Genomic DNA, 26,844 nt, shown 5'->3' on the forward strand with positions numbered 1-26,844 from the left:
GGGTTGATAAAACAATTTCTCCGGCAAAGTTGAGCGAGCTCGCCGAGTTGAGATTTGTTGGAATGTTTTGTCCGACAATAACGAGGCCGAAACTGGAGTTGTTGAGCCTTGTCTGAAGTTTCCCTAGAGATTGAGGCTCCGTCTACCCGGTTCGCGGATCGTAAAAACCAAAATTGCTTTGCTTTCCCTGAACTATCTCCGTTGCCTTGATCTCCCTTTCAGTCTCCTGGGATATCTTTCAGCGGCAAATGGAGTCGGAAGCGTGCTGCCGAATCTGCCTTGCTGCCTTAAGCCGGCGATACACCTGCACGCCGCGCGAAACACTTAGCCCCAGAGTTTCCATGTACGGCGGACACACGTTGACCGTCCTCCGTTGCGAGGGCGTTGATTATTCGTCCGTTCGACTACAGATTTCGTCCATAAAGATACATAGAGACGGTCCTTCGCCGGCGTTATAAGCAGCTAAAACAGACTCCAGTCTCCAATCAAATAGGCGTCCCAAATACTCCACATACTTCGCTGCCGCTGATAGCGATGAGGTCGCTCATACGGGTTCGTAAACCCAAACCGGGCAACAATCGCGGGCATGAACTGCATCCAATCCCACGGGCGTTCTTTGGACTGGTCAGCCATGGCCGGAACCGCGTTCGTTATGAAGCAATAGTCCATAGGATGAGCGGGTCACGCCTTCGCTTTTGCGGCCTTACTATCGTCGCCTCGAATAACCTGGACGTGAAAGTACGTCCATTCTTCCGGTGATGTTCGAAAGCAGTTGTTTTTCCTGCGCTCTAGCAGCTAAGAAACCAGTAAAAGTATGAATAACAATGCTGATCGGGTGTGTGATTCATTGTTTTCACTTATCACTCGTCCTTCGCTAACCGATGCGCCGCCGATGTGTGCCGCCGATGGGCCGCGTGCCGATCTCGAACGGCACGAACCTTGCAGAGCGGTGAAAGTATTGACGCATCTGGCCCTTTTTCCGGGTTCGTCAACGAAAACTTATAAACCGAGGACGACTATGAAAAAAAACTACTGACACTTATCAAAAGCCATGTACCTGCACTGGCGCCGCTCGGATTAATGTTGCTTTTCACGCAACTGACTTCTGCACAAGGCCCGATCTTCACCGGAGATGCAAGTAACCTCTCAACATCATTCGTGAAGCCCTTAAGCTCATGGCGATCATTCTCTTCTGTCTAGGAGCGGTCGGCGTGGCTCGGTCGATCTATAACAAGATGACCGGAAAGGAATGGGGCAACCAGGCGTTCGGTTCGCTCCTGTCGTTTGCGTTCGGAACGATCGTCGCGGTGTTCTGGCAGCTTGCACAAGGACGTGCGGTCGGGTTGATACGAACTTCTAGGAGGAAGCCATATGAGAAGACGTGCAACACGACCTAATGTTTTCCGTGGTCTGAAGCGGTTCGGGGTCTATTCTACCGACTGGAAGTTTATCCTGATCCCCACTGCGATCGCCTACATCGTTCCTTTTGTTTTCGGGCTTTGGGTGGGCTACGTTCCGCTGGGATTCCCATTGGGACTGCTAGTTTTCTGATTCTTTTGGGAATCTTTAACTATCTGCGTTTGAGTAAGCCTTCCTACTGGCTTTCTCAGAAGCTTGACGCCGAGATAGCCCGATGGACTGAGTATCGCCCGCCGCTCCAAGGCGAACTCGAACCGACAAGTTGGAAGACATCGAACAGGAAATAAGCATGGACACAGCAAACCTAACATTCGCACAAATCGCAATCTCTTTTCGGAGGACTTCTTTCCGTCGGTCTTGGATTGGTAGCCGGATTTCGTTTCATCCCGGCAGTGAGATCGCTATCGAGCCGTACTCCATTGGACCGCGGGTCACGAACTCAACTCATCGAGAATGCAGAAGCAGGTCGGATATTACCTACCGAGATCGCGGGCCTGGACAGGAACACTATCCGTTACCGAGATGGCAGCTATGGAAGGCCTATATTTTCGAACCGTCGAACAGTCTTTACATCGACGGTTACGTGACTGAACAACGGATCGACGAGCTAAAAACGATACTGAAATTCGAGAAGCCGGAGAACACGATCATTCAGTTTCGGTTCCTAAATTCGCTCGACACGGGTGAGGTGCTTCGGTCACATCTCTCATCCAGAGACACCGCATCATCCGATCCGGTCGCCGGTGTGCTTCCAGGCCCCAATCTTGCGCTTCACGAGGAAGCGATCAGATCCGGCGAAGTTGTGCGACAAACCGCAACGGTCTGGATACGGGTTCCGTACGTGATCCAGGGGAAAAGGGAATGATGTCTTTGCTCTTGCCTTCTATTTCAAAGGACGTAAGGGATCACGGGTTTGCACGACTATTCGCTTTCCCCTCAAAAGGATAAGAAATCGCGAAAGTGAATTGATGGTGCAGAGAGGTGCAAAGTGAAGCCGCCTGCAAACTAAAAGCTTCACGAGTATTTCAATCATTCGAAGCCAATTTTCCGCGCAGCTTGCATCTTCAGGAGATGAACCGAACAGAGATATTTGAATCACTCTTTATCAGCCATCGCCGGGAGCACGGTCCTTTCCCCGATCTGGCAAGCTCAGATTGCGTCGATCTGCGGCGCTATCTTTGCAGTACAAATTGAGACAAAACGCGAGCAGTACATCCGTCACAATGGTACGCCTGCAAGTTTAGTCAGTCTCAAGACCCTTCCAAATGGCTTTGTAACGGCCGATATCATGCGGTACGTGACTGCGACGAAGGCCTTAGGTTTTCCGCACGAGATCGTCGTTGATTTGATGACAACTGAAAAACAGGCTGCAAAAAAAGACCTCCAGAAGCGAATCGATCGTATCGACGGCAGCCGCAACACCTGGCTTAGGTTCCGTAATCTCAAAAGGACGCGGTTGTTATCAAGTCAGACCTTGAGGGCCTGCTCGAACAGGTCAGAAGGGACAATGAAGAGATCTGCAATCTCAGACTAAACGTTATTGTCTTTGCGGGCCGCTCAAAAGGGCTAAAGGAAACGCATCGGCAGCTTGAGATTCTCGACGACCGATGTGATGCCGTAGTCTCAGCCATTCGCAAGAAGATCGGCGCGGACGCAATTAGAGAAGATGCGGTGCGGCAGCGAGCTATTTATCCGCGAATGCTTACTGGTGAACTTTCCTCGAAGCCAACAGGTCAGGAACTTACGGAAACGGCCGACTCGGTAATCTCATTTGTCCCAACCGAAACTAGCTGGCGTGGAAGCGGGCGGCCGCACACGGCATCTTTATAACTCCGAACGGCCAGATGTTTGGTCTTGATCTCTACGATCGGGGACTGATCAAATCTCCAACAGTCATCGTCACCGCGGCGTCCGGTGAAGGCAAATCATTTCTTGCGGCGATGCTGATCACGGACATCCGGGCTCACCGCGGAAACGTAAAGGTCCGCGTGATGGACTACCGGCATTCGTTCAAGCCTATCTGTAAACTTTTTGGCGGCCGTCACATCGAGTTTAACGAAGCCGATCCCAAACCGATCAACATCTGGAACTATCCGGGAATCGAGGAAGGTAACCGTCCTACCAAAGCGCCAGCTTTCAATGGTGTTGATGGACATCCTCATTCTAAGCAAGACAGCAAAGACAGACGCGATCACAAGTGCTATTGCCTCCACTGTTATCGATGAGGTCTATAAGATGTCGCTGGCTCGAAACGGAGACGGCAGACCGAAGTTTCAGCCAACTCTCGGACATTTTCTGGATGTTCTTAAGACCTATCACTGGGAGCCTGCACAGCAGGGCCAGGCGAGCGAGCTTTACTTGAAACTTAATGTTCACCGAAAAGACCCGTGGCTTAACTCGCCGACCCATCCCGACTATGACGTGCCATCGATGTTCGATGTGTTTGAACTTTCGGGCATCAGTGGCCTTGACGAGAAGATCCGCGAGAGCGTCGGCTTTCGGATCAGCGCCCAGATAATGCAGGAGATAGGCGAGGAAGACGAGCGGAAGCAAAAGACACCGATTCTGTTCCTTTGCGACGAAATGCGCGAGATCAACAAGCACTTTCCGGCGATTCAGGAACTCATTGCCGAGGCATCAGTGACCGGCCGTAAAGAAGGTCTTGTTACCGTCCTATTCTCGCAGGCTTACGAGCATTTTACGGGAACGACAGAGCGGCCGAATGAGATCGGAATTGACCTTGTAAAGAACTCCGGCGTAAAGATGATCGGCAAACAGATCGGAGGTTTTGACCGACTGGCCGCTGACTGCGAGCTGGCTCCTGAGACGGTTGCAGCGATCCGTGCGATCAGAAACCAATACGGAAGATACACCCAGTGGGTTTTTGTCATCGGCAGCGGAGCGGACAAGATCGTCCAGATGGCCGAAATCCGGCTGTCGCCGGCAATGCTTTGGGCGAATACGAATGACACGAACGAAGCGAATGCGCGAAGACTTGTCGAGAATATTCGGCCCGACCTGCCGCCTGAGATCGTCGTGTCCTGGCTGGCCTCAAAGTACCCGAGCGGATTGACCGCAGTCGGACTCACGGAAATATCTTCTTTTGACCTGAATGAATTGAACGGTTTGGAGGTATCAGCATGATCGGAAATAACGAAACAATAAGACAAATCGTTCTCGGGTAATCCTTTCTTCGATCTTCATCGGGATCGACGTTCGCCCGGCCCAGGCACAGTGGACGGTATTCGATCCGTCGCAATACGTTCTCCAAGTTGAAAAGGGTCGAAGAGGCGGCCCGGTGGCTTGAGACCATCAACCACTATATCGATACCTATGAGCAAGCGGTCAAGCAGTACGAAAAGATGATTGAAAGCGTAACTAATTTGAGAGGGATTCTCGGCAAGGTTGAAGAGCAGGTCATGCGGCACAAGCAGCTGATAACTACCTACGCGACTATCGGACGGCTCATTCGCGGGACCTTCGAACTTAAGAAACGAATTGAGGCGACCATCACCAGCCAAATTCATTCAGTCGTCAATATTGCAAGACGCCTTAAGAACGGCATCTTCGATATGGACGCAAACAAGCGGGACCTTGATGATTTTCTTCGGCATTCGATCGGGCGAAGCGCCGACGCCCACCTAAAGAATCTCGAACGCCTCGCAAAGCTAGATTCGGAACTCGAACGGATGCTCTTTGACCGAGAAAACATGCTTCTCGATCTAGCCAAGCTTTACGAAGAACGCGAGAAGATCGCTGATGAAACGCGAGCGATAGAAGCTAATCCAGCGGCAAATCGGGATGGCGTTCAGTCTCTGATAGACCAAATGTTGGCGATCAATCTCCGCATATCAACCGTCGAAGGTCAACTGCGAACTTGAAGCGAAGATACAGGCCAAATTTATCGCCTACGGCCTCAAGATCGAGCAGATGACCGAGTTTCGGAAAAGAGATCCGCCGAAGCACTGAGATGATGACTGGGATCACACGAGCCTCGGATGACTTTCTACGCGAACTCGAACGCTATGAAGTATGGAATGACGACGTCTATGAAAGCCCTCTTCCATAATCGCCAGAATATAGGATCTAAGAACTAAAACATCAAAGCCATGAAAAACGTGACCTCTTTTCGCCACGCTTTAGCGACAGCTCTATTCATTCTTGCCTACTTCGTCTCGCCATACCTCCTCGCCTCGAAAGCGGCCGGGCAAACCCGGCCGCGCCCTCCTCGTGTCGAAGGGCAGACTCCAGTAGGAACGATGAACGGTCAACCTGTAACGGCAAATGACCTAATAATGACGATCAACTCGGACTCTCCTTTTATGCCGCCGCTGGATGGGAGTCCGGCGCCGATACTTCGGCAGTTCGAGAATAAATATCCAGCTAACCCAGTCGCGAGTCCTTCTCCCGGCCCGGTCGTTCCGCCAAAACCTCCTGCACCGAGTTTCAGCGAACAGATCAAGAATCTCATGCGGACTGGACAGGAATGGCTATTTCAATCCGTTCTCAATACCATCATAAAACCGCTGATGCCCATCCTTATGTTTCTAGCCTGGATCATCGCGAGCTTTGTTTTGATCCTCGCATTTATTCGTAGGTTCCATGACAACCGAGGTCTAGGACCCGAGCAACTCGTTGCCTGGGCGATCCGTTCGATCATTTTCATGGTATTGATCGGAGCGAGCCCGTTCATCATCGACGGCCTCACGATAACCGGCAAGTTCTTTGCGCGGCCAATTCGCGCCTACAACCGCTCACTGGTAGCCGAGTTTGACGACAAGATGAAGAAGTATGTGAAAGCAAACTTTGCCGTTGAAGATCCCAACGAACTGCTTGCTGAACGTCTACCAAACGGGGAACCGGGGCTTGTCGGCATCATCATGGATAAGGAATCGTCTGTGAAAGACATAACCGGTGAACTCAACATACTCGGATGGGATATGCCCCGAATGTTTACCTTTATGGTGATCGGGCAGAACATCATAAAGTTCGGCGGATTGTTTCTTGCGATCGCGGGGCTATTCATATTGATAGGCCTGAAACTGGCGGCTCCTGTGCTGGCAGCTTTCGGCTTTGACGAGAAGTTTGCGGCTCAGATGTTCTACCCATTCTGTTGGGGCGTTGCAACATTCGCGCTGGCATTTCCGATGGTGAAGGAAGTGACTCTCTATGTTTGCTATGCATTCGGCGTTCTTGCTCTTTCGATCTACAACGGCGAAGCCACGTTCTCGCTCGATCCAGTAACCGCCAAAATCATAACCAACGGTGCTTATGATCCGGCTTCAAGTGCACTCATCGTTACATCTCTATTTTTTGTTTCAAGTCTCTGCTTCATTCTTGTACCGTGGCTTAGTTACCGGGTTCTTCGCGGGCAAGTTTACGAAGGCGTTTCACAGATCTCGATGGGCTGGATGCTTTCGAGTATGGGAACCGCTCTTGAAACATACGGATTAGTTGCGGGAGCCGCTATCAATCGACAGGCCGAAAACACCCAAATTCAGGGCATCTACAATGCGGAGCAGACCGCCGCACGAAAATCCCTCGAGGCAGCTAATCAATCAACCGACGCTCGTTTGGTCTCGTCCGTCGCCGGAGTCGAAGGCGGTCTTACCACTAGTTTGGGACAGATCCGGGCAAATCAGGTGACACAGACATTGCTTGCCGAGGCGAGCAAGAACTATGGTCTGAGCAGCAGCGCAGCGGCAACTAAGCGTGAGATCGCAGGAACACTGGCCGAAGCCCAGGGAACTAAAGAAGCTCGAACCATCGACGGAATGAAGGAAGTCGAACTGCGGGGTCAAGGCAATCTTGAGCGGTTTGGAATGAAAACCTACGAATTCACACCTGGTGGTTCCTCGATCGCCGGAACTTCTGTTCCGATTCGCACGGGCCAAGAACTCTTCGACTGGTCGAGAAATAAGCATCCAATTCAAGAAGTGAACAAGCAGATGGACTCTACCACGCGAAGTAACATCGCACTTCAAAACAACAACACCGGCATCGTCGCGGACACGAAGGTAGAGGCAAGCAATGTTTATCAGGGTGAGATCAACCAAGCACTCGAAACTCAAGCCTCGCAAAGCAAGCAGGCTTTCAATACTGGAAGTTCGATCGCCTCTTCTAGCACTAGACAAGGAGCCGGAATCCAACTCTCAGGAATTCGCCGCTCGGCCGACATGGAGAAAGTATCAAATCAACTTAACTTTGAAGGCCGCACTGAGGCTGCGTCGATAAATCAGACCGCAGCGATGGAAGCTGCCAGACTCAGAATGGTGTCATCCGTCGTGACTGGGTTCTTTAGGGACATGGATCGGCGCCTAGAAGAAATGAAGCCAAAGTATTAGTGCTTCGAGAATAGAGCAAGTTCGAAAATCTCCAGTAGACTTTGAAGTTTCTCGCTTGACACTGGTGTTGGGTCGAGGGTGTAAGATTGAATTGTGGCTGAGAATGGAGCGTTACAGATCGGAGAGATTGCTGGGCTGGCTGGCGTCAGCGTAGATACGGTTCGCTATTACGAGAAGTTGAAATTGCTTCCGACGGCGGCACGGACGAATAGCGGTTATCGGGTGTTTTCTGTCCAGACGGCTGATCGCATCAGGTTTATCAAACAGGCGCAAGAAATGGGATTTACGCTTGACGAGATTAGGCAGCTTTTTGTTTCTGATGGCGGTGAGAACCAATGTAAAAGCGTGCGTGACCTTATCCAAGTTAAGTTAACTCAACTCGAAGGTAGAATGCGGCAGATGAAGAGTTTTAAGGGCTTTCTAAATCGACATCTTGTTGCGTGTGAAAACGAATTGGACGCACACGGAAAAGCGGCATCGTGTCCGGTTCTCACGACAATTGAAATATCGAGGAAGTAAGCGAGGTGTTTTTGTATGGAAAAATCTAATGTTTTCGTCGGTGGTGCAATGTTTGCGGCTTTTGTATCAAGCCTGTGTTGCGTGTTGCCGTTGATAGCAGTGATATTCGGATTCGGTGCATTTGGCACAGCGGCGATCTTTGAATCAGTGCGCTATCCGATGATCGGTGTGGCATTCGCGGCCTTGGGTTATGGCTTTTATCGGGTCTATTTTCGACGCGAAGAATGCGCCGAGGGCGAGGCTTGCGCAACTAAGCCAGTCAGTCGTATCAGCAAGATATTTCTTTGGATCGGAGCTATCGTTATCGTCGCGTTTGCTTTCTCGCCGTCATACTTGGGATACATCTCAGCGGCCATAACAAGTCCAACCACTCCAGCGGTGGAATCTGCTCCGATTGTTGTTCCAGAAGAATCGGCAACGAAGAAAACTGTTGTTCTGCAAATTCGGGGTATGACGTGCGATGCATGTGAAACGCACATCGAAGTTCCGCTTCGCAAGCTAAAGGGTGTCATATCGGCAGATGCGAACTACAAAAATCACAACGTAACGGTTGTTTACGATACGGCACAGGTAACAGTCGAGACGATCAAACAAGCAATTTTGGCAACAGGTTACGAGTTGATATAAAAATATGGATTGTTGTAGCAACGGTGCTGTAAAGGCGGACGAATCGCTGCTGACGGCGTGTCAAATATGCGGCGAGCCTGGCCGAATTGTTGCCAAGCAAACAGTCGTTCACCAAGTGATAAGCGAAAAGCTGTCGTCAGTCGGCGATGCGGAATATAGATTTTGCGGATCGGTTGACTGCGATGTTGTTTATTATTCTGTGGACGGAAATGTCTTTACCACGGACGATGTTCGCGAGTTGGTTACGACCAAAATGAATGGTGATAACCGACCGCTTTGTTATTGTTTCGGATTCACCGAGGGAAATGTGCGGCGGGAAATAGTATTGAAAGGCGAAACAACTATTCCGGCTCAAGTCACTCAATTCATCAAAGAAAAGCTCTGTGCTTGTGAGATTCGCAATCCTTCAGGCTCATGCTGTCTTGGTGAAATTAATCGAACAGTGCGACTAGTTGAGGAATTTTATTTTCACGCGGGTTCTGAAAAAGCGATCAAATAGCCGTTTGGGTCTTGAACTGCAAATTCTTTCATGCCGTAGTCCATCGTTTCGGGCCCCCAGGCGAAATTAACCTTATCACGAAATTCTAAAGCGAGAGCGTCTACTCCGTTTGTGAAAACATAGAACGTACCGCTGCAAATTGGAGCCGCAGGTGTTCCGTGCGGAGGTTCGGAATAAAACTGAAAGGTGATCTGTCCACGCGAAACCTCAGCCCACGTCGAGCTCGTCTCCGCTCCGTCACAGCCTGTTACCTCGAAGCCGAGTTTGCGATAATATGCCAATGTTTCCCCGATATCCCGGACGAGGAGAGAAGGAACGAGTAGTTCGCTTAATCGAGTGTTTTCCATAAATGATACTCACTGAATAAAGATCAACAAAACTCCGCATGGATCCCAGACGTGGCAAATCTTTGTATCGCCGATCATTTCCGGTTCGTCGTAACGGGCGTTTGAGTAATCGCCATCGTCGATTACTTTCTTTGCGTGTTCATGCCACGCGTGAACATCATCGACAAAGAACTTCATCATAAAATTCTCCGCCCAGTCTTTGACGTAGTAATTCTGCAGACGAAAAACTGCCCCGCCAAGACGACAATCCATCGTTCCGCCCCAGCCTTCTGTTAGTTCGAAGCCAAGAGCGGCGTAGAAAGTCTTTGAGATAGTAAAATCTTCGGTCGGAACATAAACTACAAGCTCATTTATTGTTGGGAGTTTATTTTTGGCTTCGAATTCAAAATCTTGGGGTTCCAGTTCTTCCGTACCGAGATCATCCAGAAATGTTTTCGTCTTGTCATCGAGCGTAGAGATGTCGGTTCCGGCTTCCAATAGAAGCCTTACGCACGTTCTTTGGTGATGAATATTATTCTTTTCATTTTTCATCAAAGGTTGAAGTGCCCAAACAAGCGGCGTGCATTTGTAGGTCTTATCAAGTTGGTTAACGTCCACTCCAGTACGGATCAATTCGTCAACTAACATGTCTCGCCCGCAATATGCAGCCCAATGCAAAGCAGTCGCCCCGTCTCTTTTATCAGACAGATCGATCCTCGCACCGTTTTGAATGTAAAAAATGCCAAGATTCTCAGCATGAAGGCTGGCAGCCGCCATTAACGGCGTATCCGCATTTTCCGTTGACGAGTCGCCGTCGATCCTTGCTCCGTGTTCGAGAAGTATTTTCGCGACCTTGACGGCTTCATCGTCCGAAATCAATTTTGCAAAGACAGCATCACAGATTCGATGCAAAGGATGAGCCTTCGTCGAACATGGCGGACCAAGCGTGACACCGGCATTCGCTAAACTCGGCTCTCGCGAAAGCAGACGCCTGATGCCTTCGTAATCTCGTTCTTGAACGAGCATTCTTATATCTTTTTCCATCACTTTGTCTAGATTATAAGACAATTCGCGAATGTTCGAAACGTCGCACGCCGCCGTATTCGTCTTGTGTCCCGAGATCAACCTGATCTTCGAAACGAAACCAAACACAGTCGTTCAAATCCGTCTCGGCACTTCGTTTGGCGCATTTCAGGATCGATTCGACATCTGACTTTACAATCAAGGCATCGACATCTCCCGTGTATCGTGCAGAGTTATAGACTTTAAGGCCAAACGAATCCGCCCCCGGAAGACAAGATGTTTTTGAAGCTCTGCGTCAGCGGTCAGCCGTGCAACAAGCCGTTCGAGAATGAACGCCGTTTCCAGATTCTGAAACGGCACACCGATCTCAACACTCAGGTTTATGAGCCTTTGCCGCACTGAAGTGCCTTTTGCTTTGGTGGTCATGGCACGATGACCTCCAGATGTTTGGTCAGTACCGATTCAAGTTCAAGCTCTTTTGCGGCTTTTGCAAGTTTGGCTTCGGTTGTCTTTCTTGTTGCAAGGGCCTCGCGGGCGGCCTTTATTGCTGTTCGTTCACCTATCTTTGTGATGAATTTGAGAGCCTCCAGGACCGCCCGTTCGACTGTGACGATTCGATAGCCCTTTTCATCCACGATCTGTTTGTCGAGCCTCGTTTTTGTTCGAATCAGTTTATAACCGGTTTCTCGGGTTCTTTTCTCCGGAGGAACCATTACCCATATTTCTCCCGGCACTTGTTCGGCAAGGTTGTAATGAGATAGAGCTGAAAGGCCCCCAATTGCTGAACCCGGCCCAAACTTTGAATACGCGATTTGGAATCCTACATCTTTATCCAGCGACGCCTTGGGATGGAGGTAGATCCCACGACCGATACGAACGAGGTCCTTTGCAGCGACAAGCCGGGATATGTCTTGCTGACTAATTCCCACGGACTTACCTTGAGCCAGTGTAAAGACCCCGAGTTTTTTGATTTGTGGCTGCCGTCGCTTGTCCATCATTTAAAGGATGCGGTGAAAAGTGACATTTGTCAATGAATAATGTCGCTATGCACCACATTGGGAATTCAAGAAGATGCCATCACACAATAACAAAGAAGCGGTAGGAAAGAAGCGGAAAAGTATGGCAACCGGATACCAACGAGTATCGAGAAGATCTCCGTGCCGAATTTGCGGAAAACCGGACTGGTGCAGCACAACCAAAGATCACAACATCGCATTCTGTGCCCGTTCCGCGACAAATGCCGATAGACTCAGTAGCAAAGGTTGGGGCATCTTTTATAACGACATTCGAAACCCATCCAGAGCCGGTCCAGTCTCAGCCAAAAAAGAAACTTTCACGCTCAAAATCAACTTCTGTAGCCTCCATCGAAATCAGGGATAGGATCTATCAGAGACTCATTAAGCTTTCGCCACTGCCGGCAAACGGCAAATAATTTACGGTAACGAATGGCTGTTTAGACAAGGGCAGGAATTCGGACGCTGCGGAATACTTCCCAAAATTAGTTATCGAAAGACATCGTCTAGTCCGATTGCTTATTGAGTTACTGGTAAAAGAAGAAGGTACTATTCCGCCTTTCAAAGGTATTCCCGGATTTTGGCGAGGACTGAACCGAAGACCACGACTGGGTAGTGATTTCGACTATGACGCCGATCTTCTTCTGATTCCATTCTTAGATTCGACTGGATTGATTCAGGCTTGCCAGCTCAAAGCTATCGGAAAGGCTAAGAATACGCCCGGAAAGTATCAATGGCTGTCGTCGATCGGAAAGCGTGAAGGATGTAGTTCTGGCACACCGCTTCATCACGAAGGCTCTATAGGTTTCAGAGGAAAGACGACTAAGACGGTGCTTGTTACCGAAGGTGTACTGAAAGCCGTGACCGCCCAACACTTCCTGCCGGATCGATACGTCGTCGCGAGTGGCGGAGTCGCAACATCGCATCAGGAAATTGTTAAAGTCGCGCGGCAAAAGATTCTGGAAATCGCATTCGACGCAGATTGCTTCACAAATCCACATGTAGCGAGAGCATTGGCTTCACTACTCGCTCTTCGGATTCGGGAACAGCAGTTCTTGTCCTGCGACAAACCTACAAAAATTCTCGCGTGGGATAGCCGTTTCAAAGGTATTGACGACGCTCTGATCGCCGGAGCCTCTCTAAAATATCTGGAAGTTTCCGATTGGCTTGGATTGCTGACTCCTGAATGCTTAGACGAGGCTAGCCATCAACTGGCCAGAATCTTGCCATAAGAAAATTAGCGGCTGACAGTTCGCGTCGTGAGCGAGCCAACCGTTTCCCGTACCACATTAAGCGATCTCATCGAACAAGTCGCAGGGATTATCGACAGCGACCGAACGGTCTCCAACAAAGAACTTATTCAGATCTGCAATGGATGTGGTGGGTTTGATGACAAAGTCGATGCTCATATCTATCACGAGATAGCTGAAACTTCGTTGAATCTACTCATTCTGAAAAAGTACGGACATGATCTACTGGCATCAACGAATCCAGTCGAAGGAGTTTCGACTGTCTTAAGACCTTTACAAAAAAGGCTTCCGACGCAGACCTGGCGAAGTGAAACGCAGATCGCCTATCAACAGTTCTCGACGCCGGTTACTATTGCATTTCTAGCCACCTATCTCTTACACGTTCGGCTCAGTGAAACAGTTCTCGAACCTTCCTGTGGTACGGGTTGTCTTGCGGTATGGGCGTTTGCTGCTGGAGCCAAAGTGATAGCTAACGAGATCGACCCTAGGAGGAGAGGCTCGGCTTTGGCGTTGGGGTTCCAGCCATATTCTTTCGATGCAGAGTTCATCGACGATCTTCTGCCTGAGGATTTACTCCCTGACATAGTTCTCGCTAATCCGCCGTTCTCTTCGACTGGCGGCCGTGTGAAAAATAACAGTCTCGAGTTCGGGTTTCGTCATATCGAATCAGCATTACGAAGGCTAAAGAAAGGCGGGCGATTCGCGGTGATACTTGGTGAGAGCGGTTCTCCGAGATCCCGCAATGGAAATCGGTTCTGGGAATATCTTTCCCCTGAAATACAGGTAAGAGCTTCCATCGAACTGCCTGGGCGGGAGTTCTACTCCAACGGAACGAGCGTCAAGACGACGCTAATTCTCGGCACCAAGTCGCCTGCGATCGATACGCCGCTAAGTTTACAACTTGAAGCGGCTCCGCATATTGTTGCTCACTCGGTCGAGGATGCCTTCGAACAAGCCATATCGTTAAATCTCCGTTTTTGACCAATAGAAAAAGCAATGTATTCCATTCAAGAACGAAGTTCGGAAGGACTTCCTGCGGCTGTACTTACTTCGAGCAATACGACCCCAACCGTAGCGCATCATTCCCAACCTGATCTAGACATAAACATTTATTCCCCGCGATTTATTACCGGCGGCTCGCCACATCCGGGAGTGATTGTTGAACCTCCGGGCCTCGCCAATGTTGAACCGCCACCGCTTCGTTACCGGCCGCGACTTCCAAAGTACCTGTCAGAGACCGGAAAGCTCTCGGCAATGCAATTGGAGAGGATCATTTATGCGGGACAGGCACATGAGCAGCGTCTTGCGGACGGTTCGCGAGCGGGCATCAGCATCGGCGACGGAACCGGAACCGGCAAGACGGCGACGCTTGCGGGGATCATTCTGGACAACTGGTTCCAGGGACGGCGGCGAGCCGTTTGGTTTTCAGTAAAGGCCGATCTGATCGAAGCTGTCTCCGATGAGTTTAAAAGACTTGGGCTGACGCCGCCGATCAAGCTGATCAATGACTTTCCAACCGATCAGGAGATAGACATTCAGGACGGAATTGTTTTCTGCACATATCGATCGCTAATAGCCAGATCGAAAAAGGGCAATAAACGGCTCGATCAGATAACCCGTTGGCTTGGAGCAAACGGAGTCGTGATCTTCGATGAAGGGCATAAGGCTAAGTACGCTTTTGCCGACGACCGCGGCAAATCTACACAGACAGGAGCCGCCGTACTTGAGATCCAGAATCCAGAAAGGTTTCCGGATGTGAGAGTGGTCTACTCTTCCGCGACATCGGCAGGTGAGGTGCGACATCTCGCTTATATGTCACGGCTTGGTTTGTGGGGAGCAGGAACTAACTTTCCGATAGGATTCGAGCAGTTCGCTGAAGAGATCGAATCCGGAGGTGTCGGTGCTCTGGAGATGGTGTGTCGTGACCTTAAAGCGATGGGACGATACCTGTGCGGCAACCTGAGTATGGGAACCGATCCGGAGTCGGGCCTGTCGGTTGAGTTTCGTGAGGTGATTCATAAACTCACGCCTGCTCAGCGAAGGATGTACGACAACATGGCCCAGGGCTGGCAGGAAGTCTTTCGGAATATCCATCGAGCCTTGGATCTAACTAACTCCGGCAAGGCCACCCGAAGCAGTGCTCTCAATCAGTTCTGGGCAGAGCATCAACGCTGCTTTCGCAATCTGATCACAGCATTTAAGGTTCCGACGCTGATCCGCGAGATCGAAGATGCACTCAGCAGAAAAGAGTCAATTGTGGTGTCGATAACGGGCACGGGCGAGAGCCAGACCAAAAAGCAGATCGAAAGGGCAGCAGATCAGGAAGAAGCGATTGACAGTCTCGATTTTAGTCCGAGAGAAACTCTTACTCGACTCGTCGCAAATTGTTTCCCAACCGCGTGTTTTCAGGAAAGAACCAATCAATACAGCGGAACGATCGAATACATCCCTCTCATTGACGCAAATGGTAATCAGGTCGAGAGTCGAGCAGCTTTGCAACTGAGGTCGGAGCTTTTGGATAAGCTGTCAATTCTGGAAGTTCCCGAGCATCCGCTTGATCAACTCGTTAACTATTTCGGGGTAGAGAATATTGCAGAGATGACCGGACGGAAGAAACGCCTGATCCGGACGGCGAAAGGCACACTGGAGTATCGGCCGCGCCAACTTGCTGGTGTCCCTTCAAAGCTTATCAACCTCCATGAAAAGAATGCCTTTCAGAATGGTGATAAACGGATCGCGGTCATGTCCGAAGTGGCATCGACCGGAGACAGTCTTCATGCAGGCAAATCCGTTGGGAATCAGCAGAGACGTCTTCATATCGCTGCGGAGCTAAAATGGTCAGCCGATAAACAGATCCAGGACTTCGGGCGCACACATCGGACAGGTCAAGTGGCACCGCCAGTCTATCTGCTTGTCTTCACGGAACTCGGCGGTGAGAAAAGGTTCTCCTCAACTATCGCCCGAAGGCTTGGCAATATGGGAGCCCTTACAAAGGGCGACCGGCGTGCCGAAAAGGCCGGCAACCTTGATAAATATAATCTTGAATCCAGAGAAGGGCGTTCGGCATTAAGTGTTGTACTCACTGGCATCATGAAAGGCCGGGAGATCGAGGGGCTCGAAGATCCGAAACAGGCGCTGAGAGATATGGGTCTTGTTAAGACGGTCGATGGTGACGAGCAGATCCCCGACAGCGAAAAGACAAATATTCCTCGATTCCTAAACAGGCTGCTTTCGCTTGAGGTGGACCGGCAAAATGCGCTATTCGACTACTTCTATTCAACATTCCTCGAAACCATTGAATATCTAAAGCAGAAAGGAAAACTCGATGACGGAATGGAAGACCTGAAAGCGATGTCAGTCGCCATCTCGGGATCGCCCCAGGTTCTTAATTCAGATCCCCTGACCGGAGCAAAGACGGTTTATTACAAATTGGAACTTAAAGTCGCGACGACGCCGGCAAGATATCTTGACATGGCGGCCAGCGAGATACACCAGTTCTATCAGGACCGGCGAGACGGATCGTTTATATCGGTCAGAAGAACTTTATCCCATACTGATCCCGGAAACAGGGGAACGGTATCAGATGTTCTCGATAACAAAGCCTTCCGGCCGCAACGTAGCCTATTTACGCGAGAGCGAGTTGAATCAGCGGTATCGGATCGTTCCGAAAACCAAGGCGGAAGACTGGTGGATCAAAGAGGAGACCAAGATACCTGAATTTGAGAACAGGACCGTCCATATTCTCAGCGGTGCATTGCTTCCCATATGGAAATATCTTAAGACACTCAGCCACGATGCGCTGAATATCGTTCGAACCACCACTGATGACGGTACGAGGCTCGTTGGCGTGAAGATATCGGAAGAATGGCTCAGAGATATCCGTCAGCACTTTGGCCTTCGATCAAGTATTCCAACAACGGCGAATGAAGTAATGCGAGTAGTCGATTTTGAAAAGAACAGCGTCAATTTGATCGACGATGTCACCGTGCGGTCATCGCGGTTTCAGGGTCAACTGCTCACAGAAATTTGTCCTTCCACTTTCGAGCAGATCAGAGAACTACGTGGAATGGGACTCGTCAATATCGTACAGCACGGGCGCCAGAGATTCTTTCTTCCACAGGAATCACCAGGGCTCGCTCTTGAAAAAGTCTTGTTTCTTTATCCGCCGGAATCGACAAGCATATCGTTTCTTCCGGAATTACAGGCCGCAACCGAGGAACTCACAAAACAGGAACCTGTAATCCTACCAGAATGGCTTATCGAACCAGCTCTCGAATCCGTGACCAGTCTCGGCGGCTCCGCGAAAGTGTTTGTAGATCAGAACGGTATTCCGCTATTGAACGAAACATTCGCGATGTAAAAAAAATCAGAAAAAAAGGGCATATAAAAGGTAACCACCGCGTTTATCGCGGGTTTTTAGTTATGCAGGCTTAAGTATCGAAAGGGTGAATCGGGTTTTTCTCGCACGGGAAGACCGGATTTGTAGCCGAAACAGCTCTGCAAGCCGAAAGTTGTTCGTGGGAGAAGTTACCTTATGGCCGATAATTATGTTGATGACAGTGCTTTCAAGGGAAGGTCGATCTTGGATGAAAAAATCCTCCTATTCGCCAGAGTTCCGCATTACGTCCTCATTACTGGGGAAAGAGGCACTGGAAAGACAACCATTGCCCACCAAATGCACGATCTTAGTCCCAGGTCGAAACGAGATTTTGTAAGCGTCAACTGCGCCAGTTTTACGTCTGAACTTTTGGAGTCAGAGCTTTTTGGATACGAGCGAGGTGCCTTCACCGGTGCAATCGCTGCGAAAGCGGGTCTGTTCGAAGCCGCACAAGGCGGAACACTCTTCCTCGACGAGATCGGAGAACTCTCGCTTGGACTTCAGGCGAAGTTTCTGAAAGCGGTCGAAGAAAGACGCATTCGTCGGGTTGGCGGAACGATGGAACGCGAAATTGATGTGCGGGTTGTTGCTGCGACTTCAAGAGATCTCCGATCAATGGTCAAGAACGGGACATTTAGGGCCGATCTCTTCGACCGTCTGAATATCCTACAGCTTGAAACCTTGCCGCTTCGTTATCAAAAGGAAAGAATTGTCGAGACATTCCTCGACCAGCTAGAGACCGATAGAGGCACTATAGGGATTGAGGAGCCTCTGCAAATCGAAAAAGAAGTTCTTGTAGCGATCCAGGAACTCGAATGGAAGGGGAACTATCGAGAGATTAGAAATTTCGCAACCCGCCTTGCAGTCGAAACCATTGACGAACCGGCGATTGCGTTTTGGGTTTGAGAATACGAATAAAAAGGCGAACTGATGAAATAATCTTGTCGTCCAGTTTTGCGTTGAGTGAAGTGTGGGTGCGATGCCCGCAAATAGTTCCACTAGGTCACGTTATCAACGTGGCCTTCTTCTTTTAATCCTCAAAACTTCCATCGGACCGTTGTGACGATTTGTCCGTGGACAAATTGTCTGCACGCTTCAAACTAAATCATATGAATAACTTACTCACCACTCTCGGTGAACGGATTCGTTTTCATCGAGAACAGCTTGGTTTGTCTCAAGAAAAGCTAGCCGAGAAATGCTTTTGACCGCACATACATCAGCCTTTTGGAACGCGGAAAGCGAAATCCATCTTTTACAAATCTTCATCGTCTTGCGGAAGGCCTTGAAACCACTCTTTCACAGCTAATCGAGAAACTATAATGGCACTGACACCAATAGACGAGCAACACGCGCTTCAAATTCAAGCAGGAACAATAGGACGCAAGGCAGGACACGCGTTCGAAGACGAGATTACACTTCGAATCAATTCTCTTGAAAAGCCTTATACAGCCACGACGGGGATCGGCGACAACTCGCATGTAATCAAGGGGCGACCTGAATTGCTACTTCTTGATTATGTTTGCACCCGGCTCGGGCTCACAACTATAACGAATGTTGTCGCTCTTTCGACCGGAGCACTTGCAACTTCCGAAGACGGTAAAAAATGGCTTGAGGTAAATGGTGTTAAAGTTTCCAAATGCAAGAGTGACCTTATTCTGACAATAACCACTACGACGGGTGATCTAATTACCGCTGGCATTTCAACAAAGCAATGTAGCAACAAAAACCCGACGAACGCTCAGTTGTTTTTCACAACGGCGCGCAGTTTTTGTTTGCTTCTTAGAAGTAACGGTATCGCTGTTTCGAACGACGCTGAAAATGCCTTGCGTCAGTTCTGTGGAGATGCTGGTTTTCGCCCCTTAGACACTCCAGAACTTATCGCTGGTCGCCAGACTGATCCACGACGTTTTTTCTGGGAAGAGATTGCAGATGATGGAAAACAGGAATGGGAAGCAATCTTCGCTGACGGACAGGATGCTATCACTCGCTTGTTATTACAAAAGCTTATCTTAACGATCCTTTCGCTCCCGACTTTGTTCTACACAAGACGAGGCTGGCTGAATCTTGGGAAACCACCGAACTAGCTCTTTACTCTATCGACGAACTTGTCGAACTCTCAAGGAACTATGCAGGGTTTGTACTTAAGCCCTATTCTGTAAAGAAAGGGAGCTACCGTGATCCCGTTGGCGTTAGCCACGAAGCCCCTAGATTTGGAATCGTTCAAATGCAACGAGGTGGTCAATCTCAACACCCGACCCAACTTCAGTTCAATCTAAAGGCTGGCTACTTTTACGAGATTTAGGATTTCCTTTTTGACATGCGTTGCGATGGAATAAGAAAGAAGCGGCGGTACTGCGTTGCCGATGGTGCTTCGGATATCGCCAAGAGTACCAATAAATTTGTATGTATCGGGAAACGACTGAATTCTTGCCGCTTCCCGAATTGTTAATGAACGGGTCGCAAATGGATGCACATTTCTACACCCAGAAATCATTCCAAAAGTAGTCTGAACCGTCGATGCTGGTTCATCCCAAATCTGTCTTTTGTATGTTGTATTGTAGCCTGACGGCGGACGAAGCGTCTCATCTTCGTTGTCGTGTGCGCTTTTACCTTGCGGGACATTCCACAACCATTCTATGACGTGATCGGGATGATTAACCGCTACATGAAAAGGATCCGACTGTGAAATTCCACCAGACTCAATGAAGTCGAGGTCGGAACAGGCATCGCCAAAGCTTCGATATGGCAATGACTCAGAAAAAAAGGCTTGTCGATACGCCGTGTGTAGGCCTCATGGAATACTCGGTTGAATATTTAGGTCATTTCTCGTTGCCACAAAATCACTCTTTCGCGGTGTTGTGGAACTCCATAGTCTTTTGCGTTAATTTCAAAGTGTTTGACCTGATAGCCAGATTCCTGGAAATCTTCGTAAATGTGATCTAAAACGAGTTTACCATCCGGCCCTTTCATCGAGGTTAAGAGACGAACATTCTCCATTATCGCGACTTTAGGATTTAGTTCGCGAACCACACGCAGGTAATGGCGAAAGAGACTGTTTCGTTGGTCGGTAGCATTCCTTTTACCAGAAAGGCTAAAACCTTGACACGGCGGTCCACCAATGATTACATCAACATCGCCAAGTCCCGCTTTCCAAACTTGAATGTCCTCCATTTCTAATTTCCGAATATCATCCCCAAGTTCATAGACCGTCGGAAAGTTCTCACGATATATCGCCCTATAAGCTTCTTCGAGTTCCAGAAAACCCATAACCTCAAACCCCGCCCAAGAAAAACCTAAACTAAAGCCGCCACAGCCGGAAAAGAGCGAAATGACTTTTCCGCTTTTAGGCAGCGTACTTCGGTTTCTTTCAAGGCTGTTAATCAGGGAAACGTAGTTGCGATTTTCGGGAGTTATTGTAGCAAGTTCGGTTCGATCAGCATCTCTAACAAACCCGTTGAATGAATGAGTTTGGTATCTTTTTTTCCTACTAACCTTAATTTTAGCCGAGGAAATTTCCTCTAAAAGATTTACAAGCGTGCTAAGTGAGTGTTGATTAATAGTCGATTTCTCAAGTTCAAAAGAAGATAGTATGTGCTGAGGAATATTACTTAATTCCGACAATCGGGCTTGTGAAAGTCCTATTTCTTCTCGCTTCTGTCTGAGAGCTACGCCAGTAAGGTTCATAAGGATAATGCAAAAACTGAAATGATGTCGTTTCGATTATGTATTATTATCACGATTTTCTGCAAGATATGGAGTCCGTATTGCTTGACAGTGAAATCGAAAAAGTTGAAAATTCTCTTGTTCTCAAGTAATCAACTAAACCTAACTTCGGATGGCGCTTATTAGCTTTTTTTGTTGTCCGAAAAGACGCATAAGGAGTATAAAACTATGGCTGAAACTGGACACGCAAAGAACGTAGAAAACTGGCAGAAGATGATCGCGGCTTGTACGGGATTTGGGGGCGATTATAAGCCTTCGAACGTGAATCTCACGGTTGCCTCGATGACCACGTTGCTGACCGATGTTGAGACTGAGATGGACGGTGTTCAGACCAGTATCGTGCCGTGGAAAAACAAGGTTGCGGATCGCGAGAACATTTACACCGGAGTTCGTCCGCGCACGACGCAGATGCTTGCGGCGTTCAAGGCCAGCGGTGCCGCCGCGAACAAGGTGGACAACATGAAAACCTATCAGCGTCAGGTCCACGGCGCCCGAGCCAAAGCAAAACCGGTTGACGACCCGAACACGCCCGGCGACGAATCAAAAGGAAACTCGGTGTCGCATCAGTCTTATGTTCAGATCGCCGAATCGTTCGGCCAAATGGTCGCTTTAGCGGCTGGTGAACCGCTCTACACGCCTAACGAAGCTCATTTGACGGTCGCCACGAACACAACGCTCCATACCGATATGGAAACCGCCAACGACGATGTCATCGGCGCCGTGCCGGCATGGAAAAACTCGATGGCCTCGCGCGATGCCCGACTCTACGACGACGCCGACAGCATCTACGAGCGCCAAAAGCTGGTCAAGGAATACGTTAAATCGCTCTACGGAGCAAGTTCACCGCAATACGCTCAGGTTAAAGGGCTTGAGTTTAAGAAAGTAAAATAACTTTTGTTTAAAATGTCCGCTTTCAGCCTCGCGATCCGAACTTCGGGTCGCTTTTTGTTGCCTGCGAGTCGCGAAATACGAACTTCGGAACGCAAGATTCGACCTGCGAAATGTGAGAAAGAACCTGCGAATTCCAATATTTGAGATGCGGTTCACGAACTCCGAACTGCGACGTGCGAACCTCGAACTGCGACATTCGAGATTCGACCTGCGACTTGCGAGACGCGACCTGCGACTGTCGAGAAACGACCTGCGGCGTGTGTAGAGCGGACTGCGAAATCGCTCGGACCTACAAATCCGCAGAATTGCTGATCGTCGATCCAGATATAGTCGAAGCCAATAACATTCCGCGAAGCAATTTCTGTTTTGCAGAGGTCGGGCGATACAAAGCCCAGACCCTTGCAGAGCGGGTTACAACGGCATGGGGAATTGAAACAAGCTTCTCGTGCGAGAGTTTCGATCCGGAGAAACATTTCAAAAACTCGAACAGTGATTATCGGATTCTCACGATCATTGTCGGCTGCGTCGATAATTACCGAGCTCGCCGAGAGATGCATCGAGCACTTGATGAGTTTCGAAGTTACGGTGAATCGTCGAGGGTATGGTGGATAGACGGCGGAAACGGCAAGACATCGGGCCAGGTGCTGCTGGGCTCGACGACAAAGGCACTCAAACCCGAGCAGTACTTTACGGGAACGAGTATCTGTCGGGCACTCCCGGCACCATCGCTTCAACATTCCGATCTTCTTAAGCCAGAAAAAGTTGAAGCCAAGAGCGATGCGTCGTGTCCCGAGCGCGTTCGACTAGGTGAGCAGGGGCTTAACGTGAATCAGCGAGTGGCGGTCGAAATGGCGGAGATGCTTTCGTCAATGCTTTTGACACGTACCCTCAAGCGATTTGCGGTCTATTTTGATCTGGAGAGCGGTAGTACTAGATCCGCCTACTGTACTCCATCAGCCGTGCCTGACGTTCACTGCAACTTGTAGATCAAAAACGGTTATGTCGGAACTCTTACCAAAAGAAATTGAAAGTGTCCTGCCACGGATCAGTGACCAAGAGGGGAACAAGAATCCGACCGTATATGCCGTGTTCCAATTTCCATTGAGCGGATGGATTTGGTTTGTGACAGAAGGCGATGCATATATAGACGATTTTTGCTTCTTTGGCTATGTTGCCGGGCTTGAGCGCGAATGGGGGTATTTCTGTCTCAGTGAATTGGAATCCGTTGATATTGACGGGCTCAAAGTCCTTCGAGATGAAAATCACGTCCCGAGGCCATTATCCGAGTGTCTTCAGCAATATGGAATCGTTGAAAATTAAGCGGTGGACAGGATGCGAATGGAAACTCAAACATCTGCCGGAGTCGCCGGCACGCAGCTATTGCCATCTTTAGCATCTTCGGTGCTCCGAAACGTGTTCGGTGGTCCTCGGACCGAGGAGACATCGAACGAAGAAATTTCCCGAGATTCTTTAGTGGAACAGCCATCTGAAATTGCCAGGGAAGTACTGGCTCGGCTTGAAACCAGAAAGGACCGGGCTGCGACGGAGTTGGGTATCAGTGCTGAAGAGGTTGAATCTCTTCCATTCGATCTATCGACGCTGGAAAGTGAAGGCATCTTCATGAATATCGATTGTCGAGGGTTCGGTAGTCTTGTTCGGCAACTGGAATGGAAAACTCTCGGAGTTCAGCTACCTGAGAATGCGGCCGTCAGAGTGAGTCCGCCGCGAGCGGGGTTGCTGCCTGATGTCTATCGGAATCGCCTGATGCGAGGTGCGGCCCAGGCTCATAACGCTCTCAATAAATTTGGCTTCAGATTCACCCTCTGCGAGACCGTCTGGGGAACGAGCGAGTACAAGTGGATTCCCTGGACCGCGTTTGAATCTTTCGAAAAGACATACCTTCAAGCCTGCGAAATTCTCGCCGCAGCAAAGAGTGAGGTTCTTTCCAAATACGACGAGATCCTCGATATCCTTCAGGACAGTTTCTATCAGCTTGCGAGAGATTCTGCCGACAGGTTCGAGGCGACAAGCGATGAACCTTTTGATCGAGAGGAGTTCGTCAATGCGGTTGCGGCACAGGCAATCGGAATGGTTCCGACACGCGAGATGATACGCGATGGTCTCGTGATAACCATGAAGCCGAAGGTGATCATTCTAGGATCGGAGATGATCGCCGAGCGAAACCTCGCAAAATCTCTTGCGCTCGAAACCACTCGTATAAATTCTGAGCAGATAAAGATCGATCTTGAGATCGATGCAAAACGCCGTATCGAAGAAATAAAGGTCGATGAGGTGACTGCTGAAACCCGAAGAGAACGCGAGGTAAAGGAACGGATCCGCGAGATGAAGATCGAGGCCGCACAGCGTGAAGCGGAGGAGGCTGTGTCTCCGATCAAGGAAGGCTTTGCACAGATAACTGCGAACATTTTTGAATCAGCTTCGGAAATGGCGGAACGCATGAAGGATGCGAAGTTTGTATCGGGTTCATTAGCTAAACGCGCACGACAGATGTGCGAATGGTATCAGTTGATGAACTTCACAGGTGATACCTCTCTCGAAAGCGTGCTTCTACAATTGCAGACTGCCGCCGGCCGGGAAGCGAAGCAGCGCTCGCCTGAGGAGATGCGTACGGCCTTGAGCGATCTTCTGAGGATGACATCCGTCCATTCGAAGAAACTGCTCGATGAAGACCGCCTCACCGCTCTGGAACTATAAAAACACGAGGCAAAACAATGGCGACTTTTGACCTGAGCAAGTACATACCTGTCCACGCACGAATAACCGAGTTCTATGAGAGATACCCAGACGGCCGGATTGTCACGGAGATCATACGACTCAATGAAGACAGCGGCTTCGTATGTATCAAAGCATCTGCCTATCGGATTCGGGATGACGCCGAACCAAGCTCGACCGGCCACGCTTTCGAGATTCGAGGTCAAGGTTATGTAAACACCACATCCTTCATCGAGAACGGCGAGACAAGCGCGGTGGGCAGGGCGTTGGCGAATCTCGGCTTCAAGATCGATAACGGCATCGCATCACGGGAAGAGATGCAGAAGGTAGAGCGAATGACGAATACCGAAAAGCCGCACGGCGACCCTAGCCATAATGGCTACACGAGAAATAATGGTAGCGGCGGCGGCAACAACCGCCGTCTTGTCACCCAATCCGTTTCTTAGACGCTTCAAAGTAAACAAATAATGTCCGAAATAGAAGCGGGTGCCGACAGCATCCGGAAGTTCCTGCACGAGCTCGATATTAGGATTAGAGCCCGATATCCGCTCATCGCAATCAATACCTTCGAAGAAGATCGCGTAAGAGAGGCGCTGATCGATCTCGTCTTTCAGGAGCGGCATAAGGAAAAGTCTCTCTATTTCTGGAGCCGCCCAAGCGGTCTTCAGAAGGTGGTCGATCCGAAAGAGGGACTGCTTAGCTCGCCTCAAACGATCGGCGATACGGAAGATCCCGAAAGTCTTCTTGGCTTTATTAGCGAGCAGAAGACGGGTATTTTCCTCCTGTGTGACTACGCTCCTTATATCTCACCGTATGGGCAGGAGGACCCTTTACTGGTTCGACGACTTCGCGAGATCGCCTGGAAGCTGAAATCGACGAAGGCCACAGTTCTATTCGTGGGCCCGAACTTTCCCGAACTCAAAACATTGGAGAAGGAAGTAACGCAAATAGAACTCGACCTTCCGAGGGAGTCGGAGATCGAAGACTCGATCGAACTTCAGTTTGAAAACCTACGATCCAACGGGCTCGATATTAGCCTTACCAAAGAAACCCAGGACGCACTGCAGCAATCTCTACTTGGTCTAACAGCAGTCGAGATCAGCAATGTGGTTGCAAAGGCAGTAATTAGCTGTAACGGCCTGAATCAGGACTCGATCAATGTCATTCTTGAGGAAAAGAAGAACGTAATTCGAGGCAGCGGTTCATTGACCTATGTTCATCCTGAACCGGCAAGCAACTTAGGCGGCTACCAATCGCTTCGAGCAATCCTCGAACGTGCAGCATACACGTTCAGTCCGAGAGCGAAGGCCCGACACGTCGAACCATGCAAAGGCATACTGCTTGTCGGTCTTCCTGGTTGCGGAAAGGATCTCTGTAAACGTGTTGCTTCGAGCATTACGAATCGGGCACTGCTCGACTTGGACTTCGGCTCGATCATGGGTGAGGGAGGCGGCGTCATCGGTTCGTCAGCAATGTCGATAAAGCGGGCGTTATCTATCGCGGGCACGATTAAAGGCATTCTTGGTATCAGTGAGTTTGAGAAGGCCGTCTCTGGCATGAAGTCGTCAAACAAGACCGACGGCGGCGAAACGGCGCGAACCATCTCCTATCTTCTCAACTGGATGCAGGACAACAAGGATGTTCTTGTATTCGCTACCGCGAATGATGTTCGAGAGCTCGAATCCGAACAGTTCAGGATCGGTAGGTTCTCATATATACACTTCGTTGATCTTCCCGAAATAGAAGACCGAAAAGAGATATTCCGCGTTCACCTAAAGAAAAGAGCACTGGATGCCGAGCAGTTTGATCTTGAAAGACTCGTAGAAAAGAGCAAGGACTTCTCTGGTGCGGAGATCGAAGGTGCAGTACAAGACGGAGTTCTTGAAGCCTTCATTGACGGCGACCGACAGGCCGAGACTCGCGACATTATTAAAGCCGCCGAGAACATCACGCCTACTGCCCAGATGATGAGCGAGAAGATCGAAGAGATCCGCAAATGGGCTCGGAACAATATCAAAGGCGTAGGCTCACGAATCGAAAATACCGGCCTTGCCGGAAACCGCACCGATCGGATCTATGAACTCTAATTACGGAGAATC

The 26,844-nt window shown here is 49.6% G+C and carries 28 protein-coding genes and 1 pseudogene; 23 read left to right on the forward strand and 6 right to left on the reverse strand.

Annotated features, from left to right (window positions below; translation table 11 throughout):
- The first annotated feature begins 1,175 nt into the window (after nucleotides 1–1,175).
- The 11 genes from IPQ00_17440 (at nucleotide 1,176) to IPQ00_17490 (ending at nucleotide 9,408) form a co-directional block, all read left to right on the forward strand.
- The gene (locus IPQ00_17440) at nucleotides 1,176–1,397 is read left to right on the forward strand and encodes a hypothetical protein (GenBank protein ID MBL0242352.1); all 222 of its coding nucleotides are present in this window, start codon (nucleotides 1,176–1,178) and stop codon (nucleotides 1,395–1,397) included.
- Nucleotides 1,372–1,551 (forward strand): hypothetical protein, encoded by a 180-nt coding sequence (locus IPQ00_17445; GenBank protein ID MBL0242353.1) that lies wholly within the window; start codon nucleotides 1,372–1,374, stop codon nucleotides 1,549–1,551. Before IPQ00_17440 ends, IPQ00_17445 begins: the two co-directional genes overlap by 26 nt.
- A 451-nt stretch (nucleotides 1,552–2,002) precedes the next feature.
- Entirely contained in the window at nucleotides 2,003–2,284 is a 282-nt protein-coding gene (locus IPQ00_17450; protein ID MBL0242354.1) for a hypothetical protein, read from the forward strand.
- A 225-nt stretch (nucleotides 2,285–2,509) separates the two neighbouring features.
- Entirely contained in the window at nucleotides 2,510–2,953 is a 444-nt protein-coding gene (locus IPQ00_17455; protein MBL0242355.1) for a hypothetical protein, read from the forward strand.
- A gap of 310 nt (nucleotides 2,954–3,263) precedes the next feature.
- Nucleotides 3,264–3,644, forward strand: coding sequence for a hypothetical protein (locus tag IPQ00_17460; protein MBL0242356.1), 381 nt, complete (start codon nucleotides 3,264–3,266; stop codon nucleotides 3,642–3,644).
- Complete coding sequence (locus IPQ00_17465) at nucleotides 3,568–4,563, forward strand: hypothetical protein (GenBank protein ID MBL0242357.1); 996 nt, start codon at nucleotides 3,568–3,570, stop codon at nucleotides 4,561–4,563. Before IPQ00_17460 ends, IPQ00_17465 begins: the two co-directional genes overlap by 77 nt.
- 128 nt (nucleotides 4,564–4,691) lie before the next feature.
- Entirely contained in the window at nucleotides 4,692–5,300 is a 609-nt protein-coding gene (locus IPQ00_17470) for a hypothetical protein (protein ID MBL0242358.1), read from the forward strand.
- Between the two features lie 378 nt (nucleotides 5,301–5,678).
- Complete coding sequence (locus IPQ00_17475) at nucleotides 5,679–7,763, forward strand: hypothetical protein (GenBank protein MBL0242359.1); 2,085 nt, start codon at nucleotides 5,679–5,681, stop codon at nucleotides 7,761–7,763.
- Nucleotides 7,764–7,856: 93 nt separating this feature from the next.
- Nucleotides 7,857–8,282, forward strand: a complete 426-nt coding sequence (locus tag IPQ00_17480) for a heavy metal-responsive transcriptional regulator (protein MBL0242360.1) — start codon at nucleotides 7,857–7,859, stop codon at nucleotides 8,280–8,282.
- Between the two features lie 15 nt (nucleotides 8,283–8,297).
- Complete coding sequence (locus IPQ00_17485; GenBank protein ID MBL0242361.1) at nucleotides 8,298–8,909, forward strand: cation transporter; 612 nt, start codon at nucleotides 8,298–8,300, stop codon at nucleotides 8,907–8,909.
- 4 nt (nucleotides 8,910–8,913) lie between these two features.
- Nucleotides 8,914–9,408, forward strand: coding sequence for a hypothetical protein (locus IPQ00_17490; protein MBL0242362.1), 495 nt, complete (start codon nucleotides 8,914–8,916; stop codon nucleotides 9,406–9,408).
- On the opposite strand, the gene IPQ00_17495 is transcribed toward IPQ00_17490, so the two are convergent.
- The 4 genes from IPQ00_17495 to IPQ00_17510 all read right to left on the reverse strand — a co-directional run bounded on the left by IPQ00_17495 (nucleotide 9,378) and on the right by IPQ00_17510 (nucleotide 11,755).
- On the reverse strand, nucleotides 9,378–9,755 hold the full coding sequence (locus IPQ00_17495; protein MBL0242363.1) for a VOC family protein: 378 nt from the start codon (nucleotides 9,753–9,755) through the stop codon (nucleotides 9,378–9,380). The two genes, IPQ00_17490 and IPQ00_17495, sit on opposite strands and share 31 nt — an antisense overlap.
- 9 nt (nucleotides 9,756–9,764) lie before the next feature.
- Nucleotides 9,765–10,886: an ankyrin repeat domain-containing protein gene (locus IPQ00_17500; protein MBL0242364.1), complete on the reverse strand. Its 1,122-nt coding sequence runs from the start codon at nucleotides 10,884–10,886 to the stop codon at nucleotides 9,765–9,767.
- Between the two features lie 69 nt (nucleotides 10,887–10,955).
- Complete coding sequence (locus tag IPQ00_17505; GenBank protein MBL0242365.1) at nucleotides 10,956–11,183, reverse strand: hypothetical protein; 228 nt, start codon at nucleotides 11,181–11,183, stop codon at nucleotides 10,956–10,958.
- A complete protein-coding gene (locus IPQ00_17510; GenBank protein MBL0242366.1) occupies nucleotides 11,180–11,755 on the reverse strand; it encodes a type IV toxin-antitoxin system AbiEi family antitoxin domain-containing protein in 576 nt (191 codons plus the stop codon). Before IPQ00_17510 ends, IPQ00_17505 begins: the two co-directional genes overlap by 4 nt.
- A gap of 530 nt (nucleotides 11,756–12,285) precedes the next feature.
- Between IPQ00_17510 and IPQ00_17515 the strand changes: the two genes are divergently transcribed.
- From IPQ00_17515 to IPQ00_17545, 7 genes and pseudogenes are all read left to right on the forward strand, one after another.
- A complete protein-coding gene (locus IPQ00_17515; protein ID MBL0242367.1) occupies nucleotides 12,286–13,002 on the forward strand; it encodes a hypothetical protein in 717 nt (238 codons plus the stop codon).
- 27 nt (nucleotides 13,003–13,029) lie between these two features.
- On the forward strand, nucleotides 13,030–14,001 hold the full coding sequence (locus IPQ00_17520; GenBank protein MBL0242368.1) for an SAM-dependent DNA methyltransferase: 972 nt from the start codon (nucleotides 13,030–13,032) through the stop codon (nucleotides 13,999–14,001).
- A 15-nt stretch (nucleotides 14,002–14,016) separates the two neighbouring features.
- Nucleotides 14,017–16,737 (forward strand): strawberry notch family protein, encoded by a 2,721-nt coding sequence (locus IPQ00_17525; GenBank protein MBL0242369.1) that lies wholly within the window; start codon nucleotides 14,017–14,019, stop codon nucleotides 16,735–16,737.
- The gene (locus IPQ00_17530) at nucleotides 16,661–17,380 is read left to right on the forward strand and encodes a hypothetical protein (GenBank protein ID MBL0242370.1); all 720 of its coding nucleotides are present in this window, start codon (nucleotides 16,661–16,663) and stop codon (nucleotides 17,378–17,380) included. Before IPQ00_17525 ends, IPQ00_17530 begins: the two co-directional genes overlap by 77 nt.
- 174 nt (nucleotides 17,381–17,554) lie before the next feature.
- A complete protein-coding gene (locus IPQ00_17535; protein MBL0242371.1) occupies nucleotides 17,555–18,304 on the forward strand; it encodes a sigma-54 factor interaction domain-containing protein in 750 nt (249 codons plus the stop codon).
- A 203-nt stretch (nucleotides 18,305–18,507) separates the two neighbouring features.
- Nucleotides 18,508–18,718 (forward strand): annotated as a pseudogene (locus IPQ00_17540) (helix-turn-helix transcriptional regulator).
- On the forward strand, nucleotides 18,718–19,482 hold the full coding sequence (locus IPQ00_17545; protein MBL0242372.1) for a hypothetical protein: 765 nt from the start codon (nucleotides 18,718–18,720) through the stop codon (nucleotides 19,480–19,482). Before IPQ00_17540 ends, IPQ00_17545 begins: the two are co-directional and overlap by 1 nt.
- Before the next feature lie 188 nt (nucleotides 19,483–19,670).
- Here the strand turns inward: IPQ00_17545 and IPQ00_17550 are convergent, their stop codons facing one another.
- Complete coding sequence (locus IPQ00_17550) at nucleotides 19,671–20,147, reverse strand: DNA cytosine methyltransferase (protein MBL0242373.1); 477 nt, start codon at nucleotides 20,145–20,147, stop codon at nucleotides 19,671–19,673.
- A gap of 65 nt (nucleotides 20,148–20,212) precedes the next feature.
- Entirely contained in the window at nucleotides 20,213–21,082 is an 870-nt protein-coding gene (gene dcm, locus IPQ00_17555) for a DNA (cytosine-5-)-methyltransferase (protein MBL0242374.1), read from the reverse strand.
- A gap of 207 nt (nucleotides 21,083–21,289) precedes the next feature.
- Between dcm and IPQ00_17560 the strand changes: the two genes are divergently transcribed.
- The 5 genes from IPQ00_17560 (at nucleotide 21,290) to IPQ00_17580 (ending at nucleotide 26,832) form a co-directional block, all read left to right on the forward strand.
- Entirely contained in the window at nucleotides 21,290–22,012 is a 723-nt protein-coding gene (locus IPQ00_17560) for a hypothetical protein (GenBank protein ID MBL0242375.1), read from the forward strand.
- Between the two features lie 257 nt (nucleotides 22,013–22,269).
- Nucleotides 22,270–22,998, forward strand: a complete 729-nt coding sequence (locus tag IPQ00_17565; GenBank protein MBL0242376.1) for a ThiF family adenylyltransferase — start codon at nucleotides 22,270–22,272, stop codon at nucleotides 22,996–22,998.
- 352 nt (nucleotides 22,999–23,350) lie between these two features.
- Nucleotides 23,351–24,727 (forward strand): hypothetical protein, encoded by a 1,377-nt coding sequence (locus IPQ00_17570; GenBank protein MBL0242377.1) that lies wholly within the window; start codon nucleotides 23,351–23,353, stop codon nucleotides 24,725–24,727.
- Nucleotides 24,728–24,744: 17 nt separating this feature from the next.
- Nucleotides 24,745–25,191: a hypothetical protein gene (locus IPQ00_17575; protein MBL0242378.1), complete on the forward strand. Its 447-nt coding sequence runs from the start codon at nucleotides 24,745–24,747 to the stop codon at nucleotides 25,189–25,191.
- A gap of 21 nt (nucleotides 25,192–25,212) precedes the next feature.
- Nucleotides 25,213–26,832 (forward strand): AAA family ATPase, encoded by a 1,620-nt coding sequence (locus IPQ00_17580; protein MBL0242379.1) that lies wholly within the window; start codon nucleotides 25,213–25,215, stop codon nucleotides 26,830–26,832.
- The last annotated feature ends 12 nt before the right edge of the window (nucleotides 26,833–26,844 follow it).

The sequence above is a fragment of the Chloracidobacterium sp. genome, from assembly GCA_016720705.1.
GTDB lineage: Bacteria > Acidobacteriota > Blastocatellia > Pyrinomonadales > Pyrinomonadaceae > OLB17.